Annotated in this window: 15 protein-coding genes; 7 read left to right on the top strand and 8 right to left on the bottom strand. The window is 37.1% G+C overall.

Annotated features, from left to right (window positions below; translation table 11 throughout):
- Positions 1-226 precede the first annotated feature (226 nt).
- Entirely contained in the window at positions 227-1,492 is a 1,266-nt protein-coding gene (locus AC4CVF_RS11480) for an OprD family outer membrane porin (protein ID WP_490789474.1), read from the top strand.
- Between the two features lie 586 nt (positions 1,493-2,078).
- Here the strand turns inward: AC4CVF_RS11480 and AC4CVF_RS11475 are convergent.
- The 3 genes from AC4CVF_RS11475 to AC4CVF_RS11465 are packed head-to-tail and all read right to left on the bottom strand — an operon-like array spanning position 2,079 to position 4,670.
- Positions 2,079-2,201 (bottom strand): DUF2474 family protein, encoded by a 123-nt coding sequence (locus AC4CVF_RS11475; protein ID WP_004721553.1) that lies wholly within the window; start codon positions 2,199-2,201, stop codon positions 2,079-2,081.
- Between the two features lie 14 nt (positions 2,202-2,215).
- Positions 2,216-3,220, bottom strand: coding sequence for a cytochrome d ubiquinol oxidase subunit II (gene cydB, locus AC4CVF_RS11470; protein ID WP_490789473.1), 1,005 nt, complete (start codon positions 3,218-3,220; stop codon positions 2,216-2,218).
- Positions 3,213-4,670, bottom strand: a complete 1,458-nt coding sequence (locus AC4CVF_RS11465) for a cytochrome ubiquinol oxidase subunit I (RefSeq protein ID WP_419360197.1) — start codon at positions 4,668-4,670, stop codon at positions 3,213-3,215. The genes cydB and AC4CVF_RS11465 overlap by 8 nt, the downstream gene beginning before the upstream one ends.
- A 410-nt stretch (positions 4,671-5,080) precedes the next feature.
- Between AC4CVF_RS11465 and AC4CVF_RS11460 the strand changes: the two genes are divergently transcribed.
- The 3 genes from AC4CVF_RS11460 to AC4CVF_RS11450 all read left to right on the top strand — a co-directional run bounded on the left by AC4CVF_RS11460 (position 5,081) and on the right by AC4CVF_RS11450 (position 8,217).
- Positions 5,081-5,473 (top strand): CidA/LrgA family protein, encoded by a 393-nt coding sequence (locus AC4CVF_RS11460; RefSeq protein ID WP_490789472.1) that lies wholly within the window; start codon positions 5,081-5,083, stop codon positions 5,471-5,473.
- Positions 5,470-6,165: an LrgB family protein gene (locus AC4CVF_RS11455; protein WP_490789471.1), complete on the top strand. Its 696-nt coding sequence runs from the start codon at positions 5,470-5,472 to the stop codon at positions 6,163-6,165. Before AC4CVF_RS11460 ends, AC4CVF_RS11455 begins: the two co-directional genes overlap by 4 nt.
- A 255-nt stretch (positions 6,166-6,420) precedes the next feature.
- The gene (locus AC4CVF_RS11450) at positions 6,421-8,217 is read left to right on the top strand and encodes a sigma-54-dependent Fis family transcriptional regulator (protein ID WP_490789470.1); all 1,797 of its coding nucleotides are present in this window, start codon (positions 6,421-6,423) and stop codon (positions 8,215-8,217) included.
- A 67-nt stretch (positions 8,218-8,284) separates the two neighbouring features.
- On the opposite strand, the gene AC4CVF_RS11445 is transcribed toward AC4CVF_RS11450, so the two are convergent.
- From AC4CVF_RS11445 to AC4CVF_RS11425, 5 genes are all read right to left on the bottom strand, one after another.
- Positions 8,285-8,638 carry a hypothetical protein gene (locus AC4CVF_RS11445; RefSeq protein WP_419329211.1) on the bottom strand — a complete coding sequence of 118 codons (354 nt, stop codon included), beginning with the start codon at positions 8,636-8,638 and terminating at the stop codon, positions 8,285-8,287.
- A gap of 437 nt (positions 8,639-9,075) precedes the next feature.
- On the bottom strand, positions 9,076-9,420 hold the full coding sequence (locus AC4CVF_RS11440) for a hypothetical protein (protein ID WP_419329210.1): 345 nt from the start codon (positions 9,418-9,420) through the stop codon (positions 9,076-9,078).
- Positions 9,421-10,170 (bottom strand): hypothetical protein, encoded by a 750-nt coding sequence (locus tag AC4CVF_RS11435; RefSeq protein WP_419329209.1) that lies wholly within the window; start codon positions 10,168-10,170, stop codon positions 9,421-9,423.
- Positions 10,164-10,682 (bottom strand): PAAR domain-containing protein, encoded by a 519-nt coding sequence (locus AC4CVF_RS11430; RefSeq protein ID WP_490789469.1) that lies wholly within the window; start codon positions 10,680-10,682, stop codon positions 10,164-10,166. Before AC4CVF_RS11430 ends, AC4CVF_RS11435 begins: the two co-directional genes overlap by 7 nt.
- Complete coding sequence (locus AC4CVF_RS11425) at positions 10,675-10,989, bottom strand: hypothetical protein (protein WP_419820602.1); 315 nt, start codon at positions 10,987-10,989, stop codon at positions 10,675-10,677. The genes AC4CVF_RS11430 and AC4CVF_RS11425 overlap by 8 nt, the downstream gene beginning before the upstream one ends.
- A 640-nt stretch (positions 10,990-11,629) precedes the next feature.
- Here AC4CVF_RS11425 and AC4CVF_RS11420 point away from each other — a divergent pair.
- The 3 genes from AC4CVF_RS11420 (at position 11,630) to AC4CVF_RS11410 (ending at position 15,210) form a co-directional block, all read left to right on the top strand.
- Entirely contained in the window at positions 11,630-12,511 is an 882-nt protein-coding gene (locus tag AC4CVF_RS11420; protein ID WP_490789923.1) for a transporter, read from the top strand.
- Between the two features lie 95 nt (positions 12,512-12,606).
- Complete coding sequence (locus AC4CVF_RS11415) at positions 12,607-14,061, top strand: benzaldehyde dehydrogenase (protein ID WP_419329206.1); 1,455 nt, start codon at positions 12,607-12,609, stop codon at positions 14,059-14,061.
- Between the two features lie 33 nt (positions 14,062-14,094).
- Positions 14,095-15,210, top strand: a complete 1,116-nt coding sequence (locus AC4CVF_RS11410) for an NAD(P)-dependent alcohol dehydrogenase (RefSeq protein WP_419329205.1) — start codon at positions 14,095-14,097, stop codon at positions 15,208-15,210.
- The last annotated feature ends 390 nt before the right edge of the window (positions 15,211-15,600 follow it).

Here is a 15,600-nt window from a genome sequence, read left to right as displayed (position 1 = left end):
AATATCATTGCTATGATGTAAAAGGTATAAATATATACCGCTTTGTACATGGAAAATTACATTAATAATTCCGATAATTGATCGTGGTGATGAATTCCCTTAACCATATCGGTTTGAATTTATTTGTATTTTAAGGGAGTACAAAAGTCTTTGTCTTGAGGATAAGACAAAGATCACCTTAGAACTTACACAACAAGAATTTCAAATATTCAGGAAAGGATTTCCCATGTTAAAGCCAGATTTGCTTTATAGAACTCAACGAGTTGCACTTTATACATTGTTTGGATGTTTGAGTATAGATACTGCTTATGCTGAGTTTTTAGAAGAGAGTAAAACCAGTATTTATTTACGTAATTTCTATATTGAGCGCGACTTCGAAGATACCACGAATGATCTGGGGAGTTGGTCGCAGGCTGCATCTGGACGTTTTGAGTCGGGTTATAGCGACACACCCTTGCAAGTGGGTTTAGATTTTGGTTTCCAATATGCATTACGTTTAAATGACCGTTATGATGAGCGCTTAGATACCGTTTTTAAATATGATCAAGACGAAGCTCAACAAGCACGAGATTATTTAAAATTAGGTGCAACCTTAAAAGTTAAATACCAAAATACAGAACTTAAAGTCGGTGAGCTTTTCCCAAAAACACCGGTTTTATTTATTGATGATTCTCGGCAATTGGTGACGACTTATGCAGGAGCAATGTTAGAAAGTCAAGACATTCAAAATTTAAAACTTTCCGCAGGCCGTTTTACCCATGTGAATGCCCGAGATGATGATGAATATAGAAAGTTCACTTTAGGTAACTCAACAGATCCCAATAAAAGAAGTGATGGTTTAAATTTTATAGGCTTAGACTATAAGCTTACCCCTAACTTCACAGGTTCATACTGGTTTGGTCAGTTGGAAGATATTTATCAACAACACTATTTCAATGCGGTTTATACAGAAAAAGTCAATGAGACCAAGCTAAAAGTAGATGCGCGCTATTTTAATTATAAAGAGGATGGCGATGCTTATTTTGGAAACATCGATGTTCAATCTCTAGGGTTACAAGCGAGTGCACAACATGGCCCAAATACCTTTTTAGCGGGCGTGCAAAAGCATTTCGGTGAGGACAATATTCCACTTTTAAATGGTTATGTTCCGCAAGGATATTTACAGACTTGGTCTGCAATTGCTTTTTATAAAGCGAAAGAGTTTACTTGGCATGCCTTATATAGTTATGACTTTAAAGATCATGGCGTACCGGGATTGAAACTGACCTTGCGTTATTTAAATGGTAGTGACATTTATCGGGCTGGTTTTAAGGATAATAAAGAAACCGAGAAAAATTTGATTGTAAACTATACTGTTCCAGAAGGATGGTTAAAAGGTCTTGGGGTAGAGTGGCGCTATATTGATGCTAATATTAAATATGGTGTTGGAAATATGCCAGGCAAGGATTTTGTGGAAAATCGTTTTATCTCAACCTATACCTTTAAATTCTAATTTTTGCTTAATCCGATAAATCGAGTGATGCCCCTATTAAAAATAAGGGGCATCATCTTTAGCAGTCAGGATATTTAAGAGTCCAAGTATAGTTAACCTGTAAAAACTGAGACACAAGAATATAATTTCTCTTAATTAATATTTTTAATTAAATCAATTATATGGAGAAAATAAGTTGTTTGATTCTAAAAAGCTTGCAATGCCACACCTTACATTCAAAGTTTAAATATCTTTGCGTAGGCGATGCCTCTCTTTTTAGAGATAAAAAGGGACAAAAATCTTCCGTTTAACAGGGCTCTTGCGCTGCAAACAAAGCAGTGCTTTATTTTTGCTCATATACCCCCGCTCAACGGTGACATCCTTGTCGCCCCACGGTAGGATAAGTATCTATGCTTCAAAAGCACAAAAAGTGAATTGATAACCAGCAGTTTCTAAAAGCTTATACAAATACTTAAGTTTCATTTCTGATCAATGTCTTGATGCAAATCAGTTGTATAAATATTTAGGTGGTTTGGCTATAAATAAGGATAAGCATAGTTAAATGCTTATCCTTTCTTCGCTAGTCAGATCATCAATAGGTATATGCCTAATAGGCAAAACTAAGCATTAATCTAAACAAACCCGCAATTAAAGCCAATGCTGCAAAACCGAAACACCACAACAAAATAAACCATGTTGCAGGGTTGAGTTGTTTGATGTATTTGTTCATCTAAAACTCCTTGATCAATGATAGCCTTCATCACCAATACGGACTTTGTCTCGGAAAACCCAATAAGACAAGAAGGTATAAGCGATAATAATTGGGATGAGAATTGCCGCACCAACTAAGGTAAATTTAAGACTTGATACTGGCGCAGCGGCTTGCCAAATTGAAACTGACGGTGGAATGATGTTTGGCCATAAGCTAATTACAAATCCAGTAAATGCCAGAAACACCAATGCCAGTGTGTAGACAAAAGGTTTAATCTCGTGTCGTTGCTTACAAGCATGTAAAATTAAACCAGAAAAAAGTACAACTAAAATAGGCACAGGGCTGAAATATATAAGGTTTGGTAATGCAAACCAGCGCTGGGCAATTTCAGGATGTGTGATCGGGGTATAGATACTGACGGCAGCAAAAATAATCATTAACGTGATTAACAGCTTTGGCATCAGCGTATACATGATGTCTTGTAAACGTGCTTCCGTTTTTAGAATTAACCAGCCACAACCTAAAGTGGCATACATGACAACAACACCTAAACCAGTGAAAAGTGAAAAAGGGGTAAACCAATCCCATACACCGCCACTATAAATACCCGCAGTGGTTTGGATACCTTGGATATATGCACCAAGGATAACCCCTTGGAAAAAGCTAGATAAGATTGATCCCCAAATAAAGGCTTGATCCCATAAGTATTTGGTTCGAGTTGCTTTAAAGCGGAATTCGAAGGCAACACCACGGAAAATCAATGCGACCACCATAAAGATAATGGGAAGGTATAACGCAGAGAGTACTGTAGAATAGACCAGTGGAAAGGCTGCAAACAATCCCGCACCACCAAGTACCATCCATGTTTCGTTACCATCCCAGACAGGGGCGACCGTATTCATCATGACATCACGTTCTTGCGGGTCTGGAATAAATGGAAAGAGAATTCCAATGCCTAAATCAAAGCCATCCATCACCACATAAATCAGTACGCCTAAACCAATAATGCCGACCCATATTAAAGCGAGATCAATCATGATGTTTCTCCTTATTTTGATCTAGCGGCGCTTGTTGTCCATCGATTGGATCATCCACAGCACTGAGTGGTCGTAATGGGGTTTTAAAATGCCCTAAACCGGTTATTTCAGGATCTAAACGCGTTAAAAACTCGGGTCCAGATTTCATGAGTCTGAACATATAATAAATCCCTGCACCAAATACCACGGTATAGACCAGTACAAAAATGATCAGGCTCAGCCCCACTTGGTCAGCTGTTACAGTATGTGATAAAGCATCTTTGGTACGTAATACGCCATAAACCACCCAGGGCTGTCTTCCCACTTCCGTAGTAACCCAACCTGCGAGTAAAGCGATATAACCCGTTGGACCCATCACAATGGCGAATTTATGAAACCATGTAGACTCGTATAGCCGATTCTTTTTGCGTAGCCATAAGGCTGTTAAGGATAGCAATACCATTAACATGCCAAGACCTACCATGACACGGAAACTCCAAAATACGATAGCTACATTTGGGCGATCTTCAGCTGAAAAATCCTTTAATCCAGTAACTTCGCCATCTAATGAGTGGGTTAGAATCAAACTGCCTAAATAGGGAATACCAAATTCAGTCGTATTTTTTTCTTGTTGCATGTCTGGTGTTGCAAACAGCAGAAGTGGCATCGCGTGATCACGGTTGGTTTCCCAGTGTCCTTCAATTGCTGCCAATTTCGCAGGTTGGTGTTTTAAGGTGTTTAAACCATGGTTGTCGCCAATAACCACTTGTAAACAAGAGGTTACCAGCACCATCCATAAACCCATAGAAAATGATTTTTTAATTAATTCATCACGGCGTCCTTTAAGCAGATGCCAGCCAGCTGTGCCTACAACCAATAATGAGGAAACTAAAAATGCAGCAGTTGCCATATGTGCAAAGCGATAGGGGAACGATGGGTTAAATACAATTGCCCACCAGTCCGTCGGGACAATGATGCCATTTTCAATTGCAAAACCTTGTGGTGTTTGCATCCAACTGTTGGAGGATAAAATCCAGAACATTGAAATACAGGTTCCAATAGCGACCATGAGTGTGGCAAAAAAATGTGCTTTTGCGGTGACTCGGCCCCAACCAAAAAGCATAATTCCTAAGAAGCCAGCTTCTAAGAAAAATGCGCTTAAAACCTCATAGGTGAGTAATGGCCCCGTCACACTCCCTGAGATACGCGAGAACTCACTCCAGTTGGTACCAAACTGGTAGGCCATGACAATGCCTGAAACAACACCCATAGCAAATGCAACAGCAAAAATCTTAATCCAGTATTTGAATAGGTCTTTGTAAACAGGGTTTTGTGTACGCAACCATTTCCATTCCAGCAGTGCAAGGAAACAGGCTAAACCAATAGAGGTTGCAGGGAAAATAATGTGAAAAGACACAGTGAAAGCAAACTGAATTCTTGCCAGTTCTAGTGCAGTTAATCCGAGACTCATTGCATGCCCCATCGTTGCTTGAGGCATTGGATCGCTATAGACCCATGACCGTCATGATTAAGTTTGGAAAAAACAATAGATCGTTCCATAAAAACTACCTACTTAGAAATAATGGTTAGGGTTTGTTGATATTTCATAAATGGCTTGCGTTGTCGCAATTATCGCCGACCTTTCAACAGACCCTATGATCTTGCACCATAATTTAGATTGGCTGTAGGTACAGAAAATGAGGAGAAAAAATATAACAGATTTTTAAAAAATGGCTAAACTGTTATATTTTTATCGGCTACTTTTGTAGCTATTTTTTTTCTTTAATGCACTGCAAACTACGGATATATCACTCAATTTTAAGTTGAAAAAGGTATGTACCGTTAAATTTACCTTGAGTCATGATGAATATACGGATGTAAATGACAGTGTTTTATACAATATCTGAGTTAACCACCATCAAGCGCGCGAGCTACCAAATCAGCTTGATTATAGCGATTTGGGGTTTTGCATATATGTTGCAAAAACTGTTGAATTTACCCATTGCATCAGGTGTTTTAGGTTTTTTTATATTGCTAATTTTATTGCAAATGCAATGGCTCAACTTGGAAAAGGTGAGTCAAGGTGCAGATATTCTGTTGGGGGAGCTGTTGCTGTTTTTTATTCCGCCAGTGGTCGGTGTGATTCAGTATCAGCAATTGCTTTTGATCAGTGGTTGGAAAATATTTGTGGTGATTTTACTCAGTACCGCTTTGGTGATGGCAAGCTCTGTGTTGATGGTGAAAATATTCTTGCAACAGGATGATGTGGAATGACGGAGTTGTGGGGAATTTTTTACTTGCTATGGACGGTAGTGTGTTACTTCGTGGCAAAGCACTTATTTGTTTTTACCCAGAAAATATATTTTTCTCCGATTATTATGGTACCGAGTCTCAGTATTATTTTGATCTTTATATTTCAGCATCGCTTTCAAGACTATTACCTATACACCCAATATTTGGTTGCCATGTTAGGACCAATTACAGTGGCATTTGCGATTCCTGTATTTCGTTATAGAGTGATCGTCAAACAGTATTTTTTCGTTTTAATCGTCAGTTCTAGTGTGTCTATGCTGGTGGGGATCTTAAGCAGCTGGCTATTGGCAAGTATGTTCAATTTCGATGAAATTTTGAAAAATAGTCTTTTGGCACGTTCGATTTCTATTCCATTTGCTTTGGAGTTGACTGAAAAGATTGGTGGTTCAATCAGTTTAATTCCCTTGTTTACGGTCATAACTGGCTTAATAGGAATGTTATTTGGTGATTTTTTACTGTTATGGATGCGTTATAAAAATCGTATTGCACAAGGCGCTGCTTTAGGAAATGCTGCTCATGCGATGGGGATTGCGCGAGCAAGACAACGTCATGAGTTGGAAGGGGTGATTGCCAGTCTATCCATGATTATTTCCGGGGTTATCATGGTGTTATTTGCGCCATTTATGATTTCATTGATTAAACATATTGTTTGATTTCATTTTATTTAGATTGAAAAATAACATTTAAGAATGAAGTCTAGACTGCATTTAAAGACAGTATGCAATGTTTAATATAATTGATTTACATGAATATTTATTTTAAACCTCAGTATAGGATTTTGTGATGGTGCAGATTTTGCGCTATATATTTAATTGTATTTAGCCCTTGTCATATTCTAGAGAGGGTGATTTTATATTGGGATCATCAAAGGGATGATCGAAAGCAACTGCTGGATTTGGAATAGGCTTATGGATGGGTTATCTGAATTTTCTTGGCAAAATATTAAATATAACTTTTACAATACTGGAGAACTGCCAGAGCTTGTACAACGAGATTCACCTATTTTACAGCTTTGGGAAAGTGCAAAAAATTCGGGCTTGAGCCCTTTCTCCAAAATCACTGACTTACACGAGTTTCCTGTCGCTGACCTTTCACAGGGTGATATAAAATTAGCCGCATTGGCTGAAGGTGTATTAAATGATGTCTGGCGCTTATTTGGGCAACAGGATGTTATCGTTTTCTTAATTAATCATCAGCTTAAAATTATTGCTGAACGTCACAATCCTGATTTAGATGACCAATATCATTATTTATGCACGGGTCGTATTATTGAGCCCTCTGTGTTTGGTGCGATTGCACCGACATGTAGTGTGATGTCTAAACAGCCTATGATCATGACAGGGCATCAACATTATCTGGATGAATTTTCAAATTATTCTTGTGCATCGGTTCCGATATTCAATGGCTGTGGTGATGTGCTCGGCGCTTTAGATATCACTTCACCACAAGGGCTTTTGGCGAGCAATTGGTTGCGTCACTTACTTTACCAAAGTTATATTTTGGAAAATAAGATTATTCAGGCAGCACTACAACCTGATCAACGGGTCCTTTATTTTCAACATTCCAAAGATTTGCTGGACAATGCTTATACGGGCATGATGGTACTGGATCAATCAGGAAAAATCCTCAAAGCCAACCAAATGGCGTTGAAATTGCTGAACTGTTCTATTGAGCAATTGTTGCAGCAAGCAATGGATCATTTTTTACTCACTGAGCATTTGAATCCGTTAAATTCGAGTGATTGTTTTTTAATTCAAAGTTTTGACCATGCATTTTTTTATGCCCAGCTACGTAGTGTGAATGGGCTGTTGCAGAATAAAACAAGCAAAATCACGACACAGCATTTGCTTGATCAAGCGCTAAAAGCATTAAAAGCCGATATTCCTGTATTGATTACCGGAGAAACAGGTACAGGTAAGGATCATTTTGCTCAGCAGCTACATCAGAAGCTGGATGTGGATTTACCTTTTATTTCGATTAATTGCGGTGCAATACCAGATCATTTGCTTGAAGCAGAATTATTTGGTTATGAAGGCGGCGCTTTTACAGGTGCTAAACGGCAAGGCGAAAAAGGCTTAATTGAACTGGCAGATCAAGGCATACTCTTTCTCGATGAGATTGGTGATTTGCCTTTACATTTACAAGTGAAAATTTTAAGAGTGTTACAAGATCAGCAGTTCTATCGGGTTGGAGGACGTAAACCGATCAAGTCAGCATTTAAACTGTTATGTGCAACACATCAGGATTTAAAAAATAAAATACAACAGCAGTCATTCCGCCGTGATTTATATTATCGTATTTGCGGTTTTCAGGTACATTTACAACCCTTACGCTTACGTCAAGATAAACAGGTCATTTTACATCATGTTCTGGATCAATTCGGCATAGCGCAATGGTCGAGCCATGTAGAACAACAATTTAATAGGCACACATGGGAAGGAAATATTCGTGAATTAATTCATGTGGTGAAGCTATCCGCAGCGTTTAAAGACAGTGAAATTTTAAATCATTTATATTTACCTGAAGCTGATTTAGCGATTAATGAACAAAGTGAGCAACTGATATTAGATGAAAATAAAAACTTAAATAGCTTGACCAAGCAAATGATTGTGCAGGTGTTACAAGAAGAAAATGGCAATATCGCAAGGACAGCGAAACGCTTAAACATTTCAAGAACAACGATATATAAATATATTGGCAATTAATTGTAATTTTTTATTCAGTCCTCTAGTGCATTTTTTATAGATTCAGCTGAAATACAGCCTGAAAAATTCAAGATGCTCTATCCTTTACTTGTCGATGTGCGTTTTTTCTATTAATTAATAGTCTTATAATTAAAAGAATGAAAAGGACTAAAGTTATTAATAGGTATATATTTCCATGAAAGATGTGAGCCCTATAGCCTTCAAAAATGAATTTAAAAGGCAATTCTTGTTGAGTGTAACCAATAAATGCTTTTCCAAAAAAGTAGCTTAAAATTAAAGAATATAGACCTGTAAATACAAAAAAAGAGAGAACTTTATTAATTTTATCTTTTATAAAAAAAATAGAATTTAAGCTTAAAGATATAATTAATATTGAAAAAACAGCAGAATAAACGTTAATCCAGTATTCATAATTTTCCACGACTTCACCATACTAAAGCTTTTTTTATAAATTCAGTTGAAAGAGAGCCTGAAAAATTCAAGACGCTCTATCCTTTACTTGTCCATGTGGGTTTTTCTATTAATTAATAGTCTTATAATTAATAGAATGAAAAGGACTAAAGTTATTAATAAATATGTATTCCCTTGGAATATATGAGAATTATATCCTTTATAAATAAACGTTGGTAAAAGTTCTTGTTGTGTATAACCAATTGAAGATTTTTCAAAAAAGTAACTTAAAATTAAAGAATATACACCTGTAAAGACAAAAAAAGAGAGTACTTTATTAATTTTATCTTTTATAAAGAAAATAGAGTTAAGACTTAATGAAGCGATGAATAATGTGAGAATTACAGAATAAACAGTAATATAATAATCGTAACTTTCCATTTAGCCTCCCTATTGTTTTTTGTTAGGTTAAATATTCTTTCTTCTGTTATAGATTAATCGTCCAATTAAGATGATTAAGGCAATTAAAGAGATACCAAATGGAATCATTCCAGAAAAAATATTTTTATCTGTTCCTTTGAAAATAAAAGTCAATAATGGCTCTTGTTCCATCAAACCTATATAGGAAATAGCAAAGACTCTATTTATGATACGAGTGATAATTGCAGTACAGATCAAGATTGAGAGGAATCTATTGATTTTGTCGTTAATAAAAAAGGTAAAATTAATTGACAGAGATATAACTAATATAGAAAAAATAATGCCATAAACATTAATCCAATATTGAGCTTCTGATAGTTCTAAACCTAACATTTATCCACCTAGTGCTTCCTTTATAGTATTTGCGGTGATACGCCCCGAATTTGTTACAGTTTTAACTGCTTTACCTCTGTAATAGATAATTCGAGTACCATGTCGATAATCTTGCTCTGAGGCTGTAGTTGTGCCATCAATATTTGGATTAGCCGATGTAGCATGTGCTATAACAACACCTTGTTTTTTCCCAGCCTTATATAGCTGGGATGATAGCTCAGAAGCAAAGCAATCGTCGCCACGACCTGTATTACAGCCATGAATTTCAATTTTAGACTGCTCTGTAAATACGCTAAGTTTTAGGCTCGAAATAGCAGCTTGATTTTTAATTCGATTACCATCAAAGTCATAGCCTCGCCAAATAGCCATCATTACAGTTTTATAAATATTGGCCGCTAACTTCCCCTTGAATACCCCTTCGCGAGTTATTGTCTTATCTAAAGATGCGCCTAGAATATAGTAAAGTCCATCAGAATCGCCATGACAAAACAGATCAAGAGATTGAACAGTATTATTTTCTTGAGTTTCTAATGCACTAATCACTGACCTAGAACCATTATTTATAAAAAAGCTTTTGACAGGTAAATCATTTTTATAATCTTTAATTACGTTTTTAGATGCATGTAAAAATGCTGAATTATCACTTGATTTCCTTGATCCACCATAAATAATAAGGCGGATAGGTGATTTTAATTTTACAATTTCTACTTTTGCAATTTTGGTTGTTGTAGTCTGATATCGATCTACCATGAATCAGCCTCAAAAAGTTTAATTTCAATATCTTCTGCTTTTTCTGTAAGTTCTAGTTTTTCTGTCATGCCATTTTCATCAGTGACACCTTCAATAGTATGACCATCAGCATAGATAACAATGTATTTTACATTGCTATAAGGTTGATTATTTGAATTATTTACTAACTGATATTGACCTGAATATAGAGTTAAGCCTTGAGCTAAAAAGCTTGATGAGTATGTATTCTTACTATAGTTTTCCCCTTGACTTGTTCCAACAACATGATCTTGTTTAGGTAAAATTTTAGCTCCACAACTTAATAGATCGTCAACGTAAGCGACTGGTTTTCCGTCCATAATAATATGGTTATGACTCGGTTGTATTGTCGACCAACATTTACACTTAGGACAAAAGTGACCATCCCCTGCACGTAGAAATAGATTTCCCATTTGAGATATTCGCTGTTGAGTTGCTTGAATGATTCCTCCATGATTTGTCATAGAGTTATGGATTGCAAAACCTTTAGCCATGATTAACACCTTCTTGGTACAAAAAACCTTCAGGGGCTTTATCACCGATAAAGATATTTATAGCTACAGAGTTGTTAGGGCTATCGATAATCTCATCACCATTCTCTAAGTAGCTTCCTACCAATGCACTCGCTTTAACTAATCCACCATTTTTGCTTTTAGCTCCATTTACCGCAAGGTAATAGATCTTTTTAGGCCTATGCCGAAAATAAAGCTGTTCTGCTTTTATTGTTTGCTTTATGTCTTGTTGAGACATCTGTTTTAACTGTTCAATTGGTAATTCATGTAAAAATTTAGGTTTCGTCATACTGAGTCCAATTATTGTTATTGAATGAAGAACATAGAGATTAAAACATAAAACCTTATATTAAGACAAATTTAATTGAATTTTTAATTATATTTAATAATTTGGATTTATTTACTCAAATTCATGGCAGTCTTCGTTATAGCTTTCATGTTCTGATCTTACGATTTATTAAAATAGTAAATTTAAGGATTAGTCATATATTATGTTTTTAATAACTTATATTTTAATTTTTGTCTTATTAACATAATTTCGCTTTATCGTTCACGGCTAGTTCAACAAACGCCATATTTAATTGTTTAGAGAATATTTCATCTACTCGTCAACATCGCTAACCCTCATCCTTGTTTTAGGCTTCCAGTGATTGTCCATTGATTGGACAGTGTATTCTCAATGCTGTCCATTTATTGGACATTGGAAAGGTAACATTATTTTAAGTATATGATTATTAATTATAAAAATATTGGCACGCTAACTGCAAATATTCTATGGCTCATATTTGATTAAAACAAATCTATCAATCGATTTATTAAGTGTAGTAGATGGTCGATTCGTCATGGATAAATCGATTGATTTTTGATTCAAAATTTAAACAAGTGCAATGAGTAGTGAAAAGGATGCTTGAAACTAAAGGGAATAGATGATGTGTTTTAGCAATAAAAATAGCCTGCTTCTTATGTTGAGTGGCATGTTTGTACAGTATAGCCATGCGATTGACGTAAACGTGGGGGATTATACCGCGTTGCCAAAAGGCACCAATGCAGGTGTGTTCTATTATCAACATAGTCAAATGGAGGGTTATTACCAAAATGGTGAAAAAACCAGAGCTGAATCTAAATCGGATATCGGTATCGCACGCTTAATTCATTACACCAACATCGCTGGTTTACGTGCAACGCCTCAAATAATTTTACCGTTTGGAACAGTACGGCATACGCAAATTGGCGATACTGATTTAAATAATGCCTCAGGTTTTGCAGATCCAGTGATTGCTTCTGCTTTTTGGTTGATTAATCAACCTGAACAAGGTTCATCGGGTCGTTATCTGGCATTTACCCCATTTATTTATTTGCCAGTTGGGCAATATGATCGAAATGATGCGGTGAATTTAGGCGAAAATCGATTTAAGTATGATCTTCAACTGGCATGGGTACAGCCACTATATGGCAAGCTTGCTTTTGAACTTTATCAAGATGTGATTTGGTATGGAGACAACGATGAAGCGGGAAAGGGCGATCAAACACTTTCACAAGCGACCAGCTATCAAACTCAATTTAACTTACGTTATGACTTGAATTCTAAACAGAGAATCGCCCTCGGTTATGCCGCAAATTATGGGGGTGAACAACAATTGGATGGAATCAAACTGGATCAGAACATGGAAAAGCAACAAGTGCGATTGGAGTTTCAGCAAATGCTGAATGCAAAAACTCAATTAAGTGCGCAGTTGCTTTCAGACACACGAACGGAAAGCGGATTTAGGAAGGATTACGGTCTGAATTTTCGTGTTTTTTACATTTTTTAATTTAAAGCAGGTGTAACACATTGATTGCGTCATTTTTACAAGGATGCAGTTAGAACAGTAAAGCAATTGTCTAAATAAATTTTGAAGAGGTCATCATGTCTATATTCACAAAACAGCTTTGGGATAAAAAATTATTTAACGGTTCATGGCAGTCTGCCCAAGATAGCTACAGTGTGATTGAGGTTGCAACAGGTCAAGTGCTTGGTGAAATCGGTTATGCGACTGCCGCTGATGTGGTGAGTGCTGCACAACAAGCCAAAGCCGCCCAACAACAATGGTGGGCTTTAAACTATCAAGAGCGTCAGGCAGTGTTTGAGCGAGCTACTGTTTTACTGACAGAAAATCAAGCGGAAGTGATTGAGTGGCTGGTTAAGGAAAGTGGCTCGTTACAACTGAAAGCGGGCTTTGAAGTAAGCATAGCGATTCAAGTGCTTAAGCATTGTATCGCGTCACCTGCAACTGAACAGGGCACATTATTACCTACGCAAAATGGCAAATTAAGTATAGCGAAACGCTTGCCCTTAGGTGTTGTTGGGGTCATTTCTCCATTTAACTTTCCACTGTACTTAGCTTTACGTGCTGTGGCTCCTGCTTTGGCCTTTGGTAATGCGGTGGTGTTAAAACCTGATGAGCGTACAGCAGTGTGCAGTGGCTATGTGATTGCACGGATTTTTGAACTTGCAGGATTGCCCAAGGGACTACTACATGTATTGCCAGGTGGGGCAGAAGTTGGTGAAGCACTGACTTTGGATAAAAATATTGCCAGTATTCAATTTACAGGATCAACTCAAGTTGGACGGATTGTAGGGGCGAATGCGGCAAAGACCTTAAAGAAAGTTTCCCTAGAACTGGGTGGCAAGAACTCACTGATTATTTTGGATGATGCGGATATTGAGTTGGCTGCAGAAAATATTGCATGGGGTGCATTTTTACATTCGGGGCAAATTTGTATGACCTCAGGTAAGATTTTGATTCACCAAAAAATTTATCAACAGGTCAAACAGCGTGTCATTGAAAAAGTGCAGAATTTTGTGGTGGGGAATCCTTGTGACAAGAATGTCACCATTGGGCCATTGATCAATGCCAAACAAGCACAACGTGTAGAACAATTGGTCAGTGCTGCGGTTAATGAAGGCGCAACATTGGAAATCGGTGGACATGCCGATGGGGTATTTTTTCAACCGACTGTACTGACCGATGTGACTGCAAACAATTCGATTTTTAGTGAGGAGATTTTTGGTCCTGTTGCGGTGTTGATCCCGTTTAGCTCAGATGAACAGGTCATTGAATTAGCCAATGATGGCGATTATGGGCTTTCAGCAGGCATTATTACCTCCAATGTAGGACGTGGTATGCAACTCGGTGCGCAGCTTAAAGTGGGCTTGCTACATATCAACGATCAAACTGTAAATGATGAAACGGTCAATCCATTTGGTGGTTTTGGTTCATCAGGTAATGGTACGCGTATTGGCGGCCCTGCCAATGCCGATGAATTTACCCAGTGGCAATGGATTACTGTACAGGCTCAAGCGCCACATTATCCTTTTTAAACAATTCAATAAATCATTACAGGACGTTAAACCATGAGTGAATTAAAAGATATTATTGCCGCAGTGACCCCATGTAAAGGTGCTGACTTTGAGCTGCAAACTTTAAAAATACGTCAGCCTCAAGATGATGAAGTATTGGTAAAAGTAGTTGCTACAGGAATGTGTCACACCGATTTGATTGTACGTGATCAATATTACCCGGTTCCGCTGCCTGCTGTTCTTGGACATGAAGGGTCAGGAATTATCGAGGCGATCGGTCCTAATGTAACAGAGCTTCAAGTGGGCGATCATGTGGTTTTAAGTTACGGGTATTGTGGAAAATGTAGCCAATGTAATACTGGAAATCCTGCCTATTGTTCAGAGTTTTTTGGACGAAATTTTAGTGGGGCAGATTCAGAAGGGAATCATGCACTTTGTACCCATGATCATGGCGTGGTTAATGATCATTTTTTTGCCCAATCCTCCTTTGCAACCTATGCTTTAAGTCGTGAAAATAACACGGTTAAAGTGACCAAAGATGTACCAATCGAACTATTAGGACCATTAGGTTGTGGTATTCAAACAGGTGCGGGTGCATGTATAAATGCTTTAAAAGTGACACCCGCCAGTAGTTTTGTGACTTGGGGTGCTGGCGCTGTTGGTCTGAGTGCTTTACTTGCGGCAAAAGTGTGTGGCGCTTCGATCATTATCGCTGTTGATATTGTTGAATCTCGTTTGGAGCTGGCAAAAAAATTGGGTGCAACCCATGTGATCAATAGTAAAACTCAAGATCCTGTGGCGGTGATTAAAGAGATTACCGATGGTGGAGCCAACTTTGCATTGGAATCTACTGGGCGACCTGAGATATTAAAACAAGGTGTTGATGCGCTGGGGATTTTAGGTAAAATCGCCGTAGTAGGTGCACCTCAATTAGGCACGACTGCACAATTTGATGTAAATGATCTGTTATTGGGTGGGAAAACTATTTTAGGTGTCGTTGAGGGGAGTGGTTCGCCCAAGAAATTTATCCCTGAGTTAGTCCGTCTATATCAACAAGGGAAATTTCCATTTGACCAACTTGTAAAATTCTATGCATTTGATGAAATCAATCAAGCTGCGATAGATAGTCATAAGGGTATTACACTCAAACCGATTATTAAAATTGCATAATGTTGCATGGCATGCTCATTGATGAGCATGCCATTTTGCTGAATTTTGAAAGCAATAATGACTAATTAAGCTTTACTATTAAATTTGATTATCGAATAAACGTATTCAAAACAGCAGTTAAAAAAGATTTAGAGATCACATGATTGAAACGGTCTGTATGAACCATACCTGTAAATTTAAAGAGAGTTTTATTGCACATTAATCTATAGCTCTTTTTATCTAGTGCATCAAATTGTTTTATATTACATATTTAAAGCGAGATTAATTAGTTTAAAAAATTTATTAGCATTAATTTTTAAAATAAAAATAAATTACACCTCTGAAATATCTTCGTTGAGGAAAATCAAATAATTTGAAAACATAAATTTATAGAACTGTCGTAATATGTCA

It is taken from the genome of Acinetobacter sp. LipI_19 (assembly GCF_058242925.1).
The sequence above is the reverse complement of the archived record's forward strand: the minus strand, read 5'-3'. Positions and strand labels throughout refer to the sequence as shown.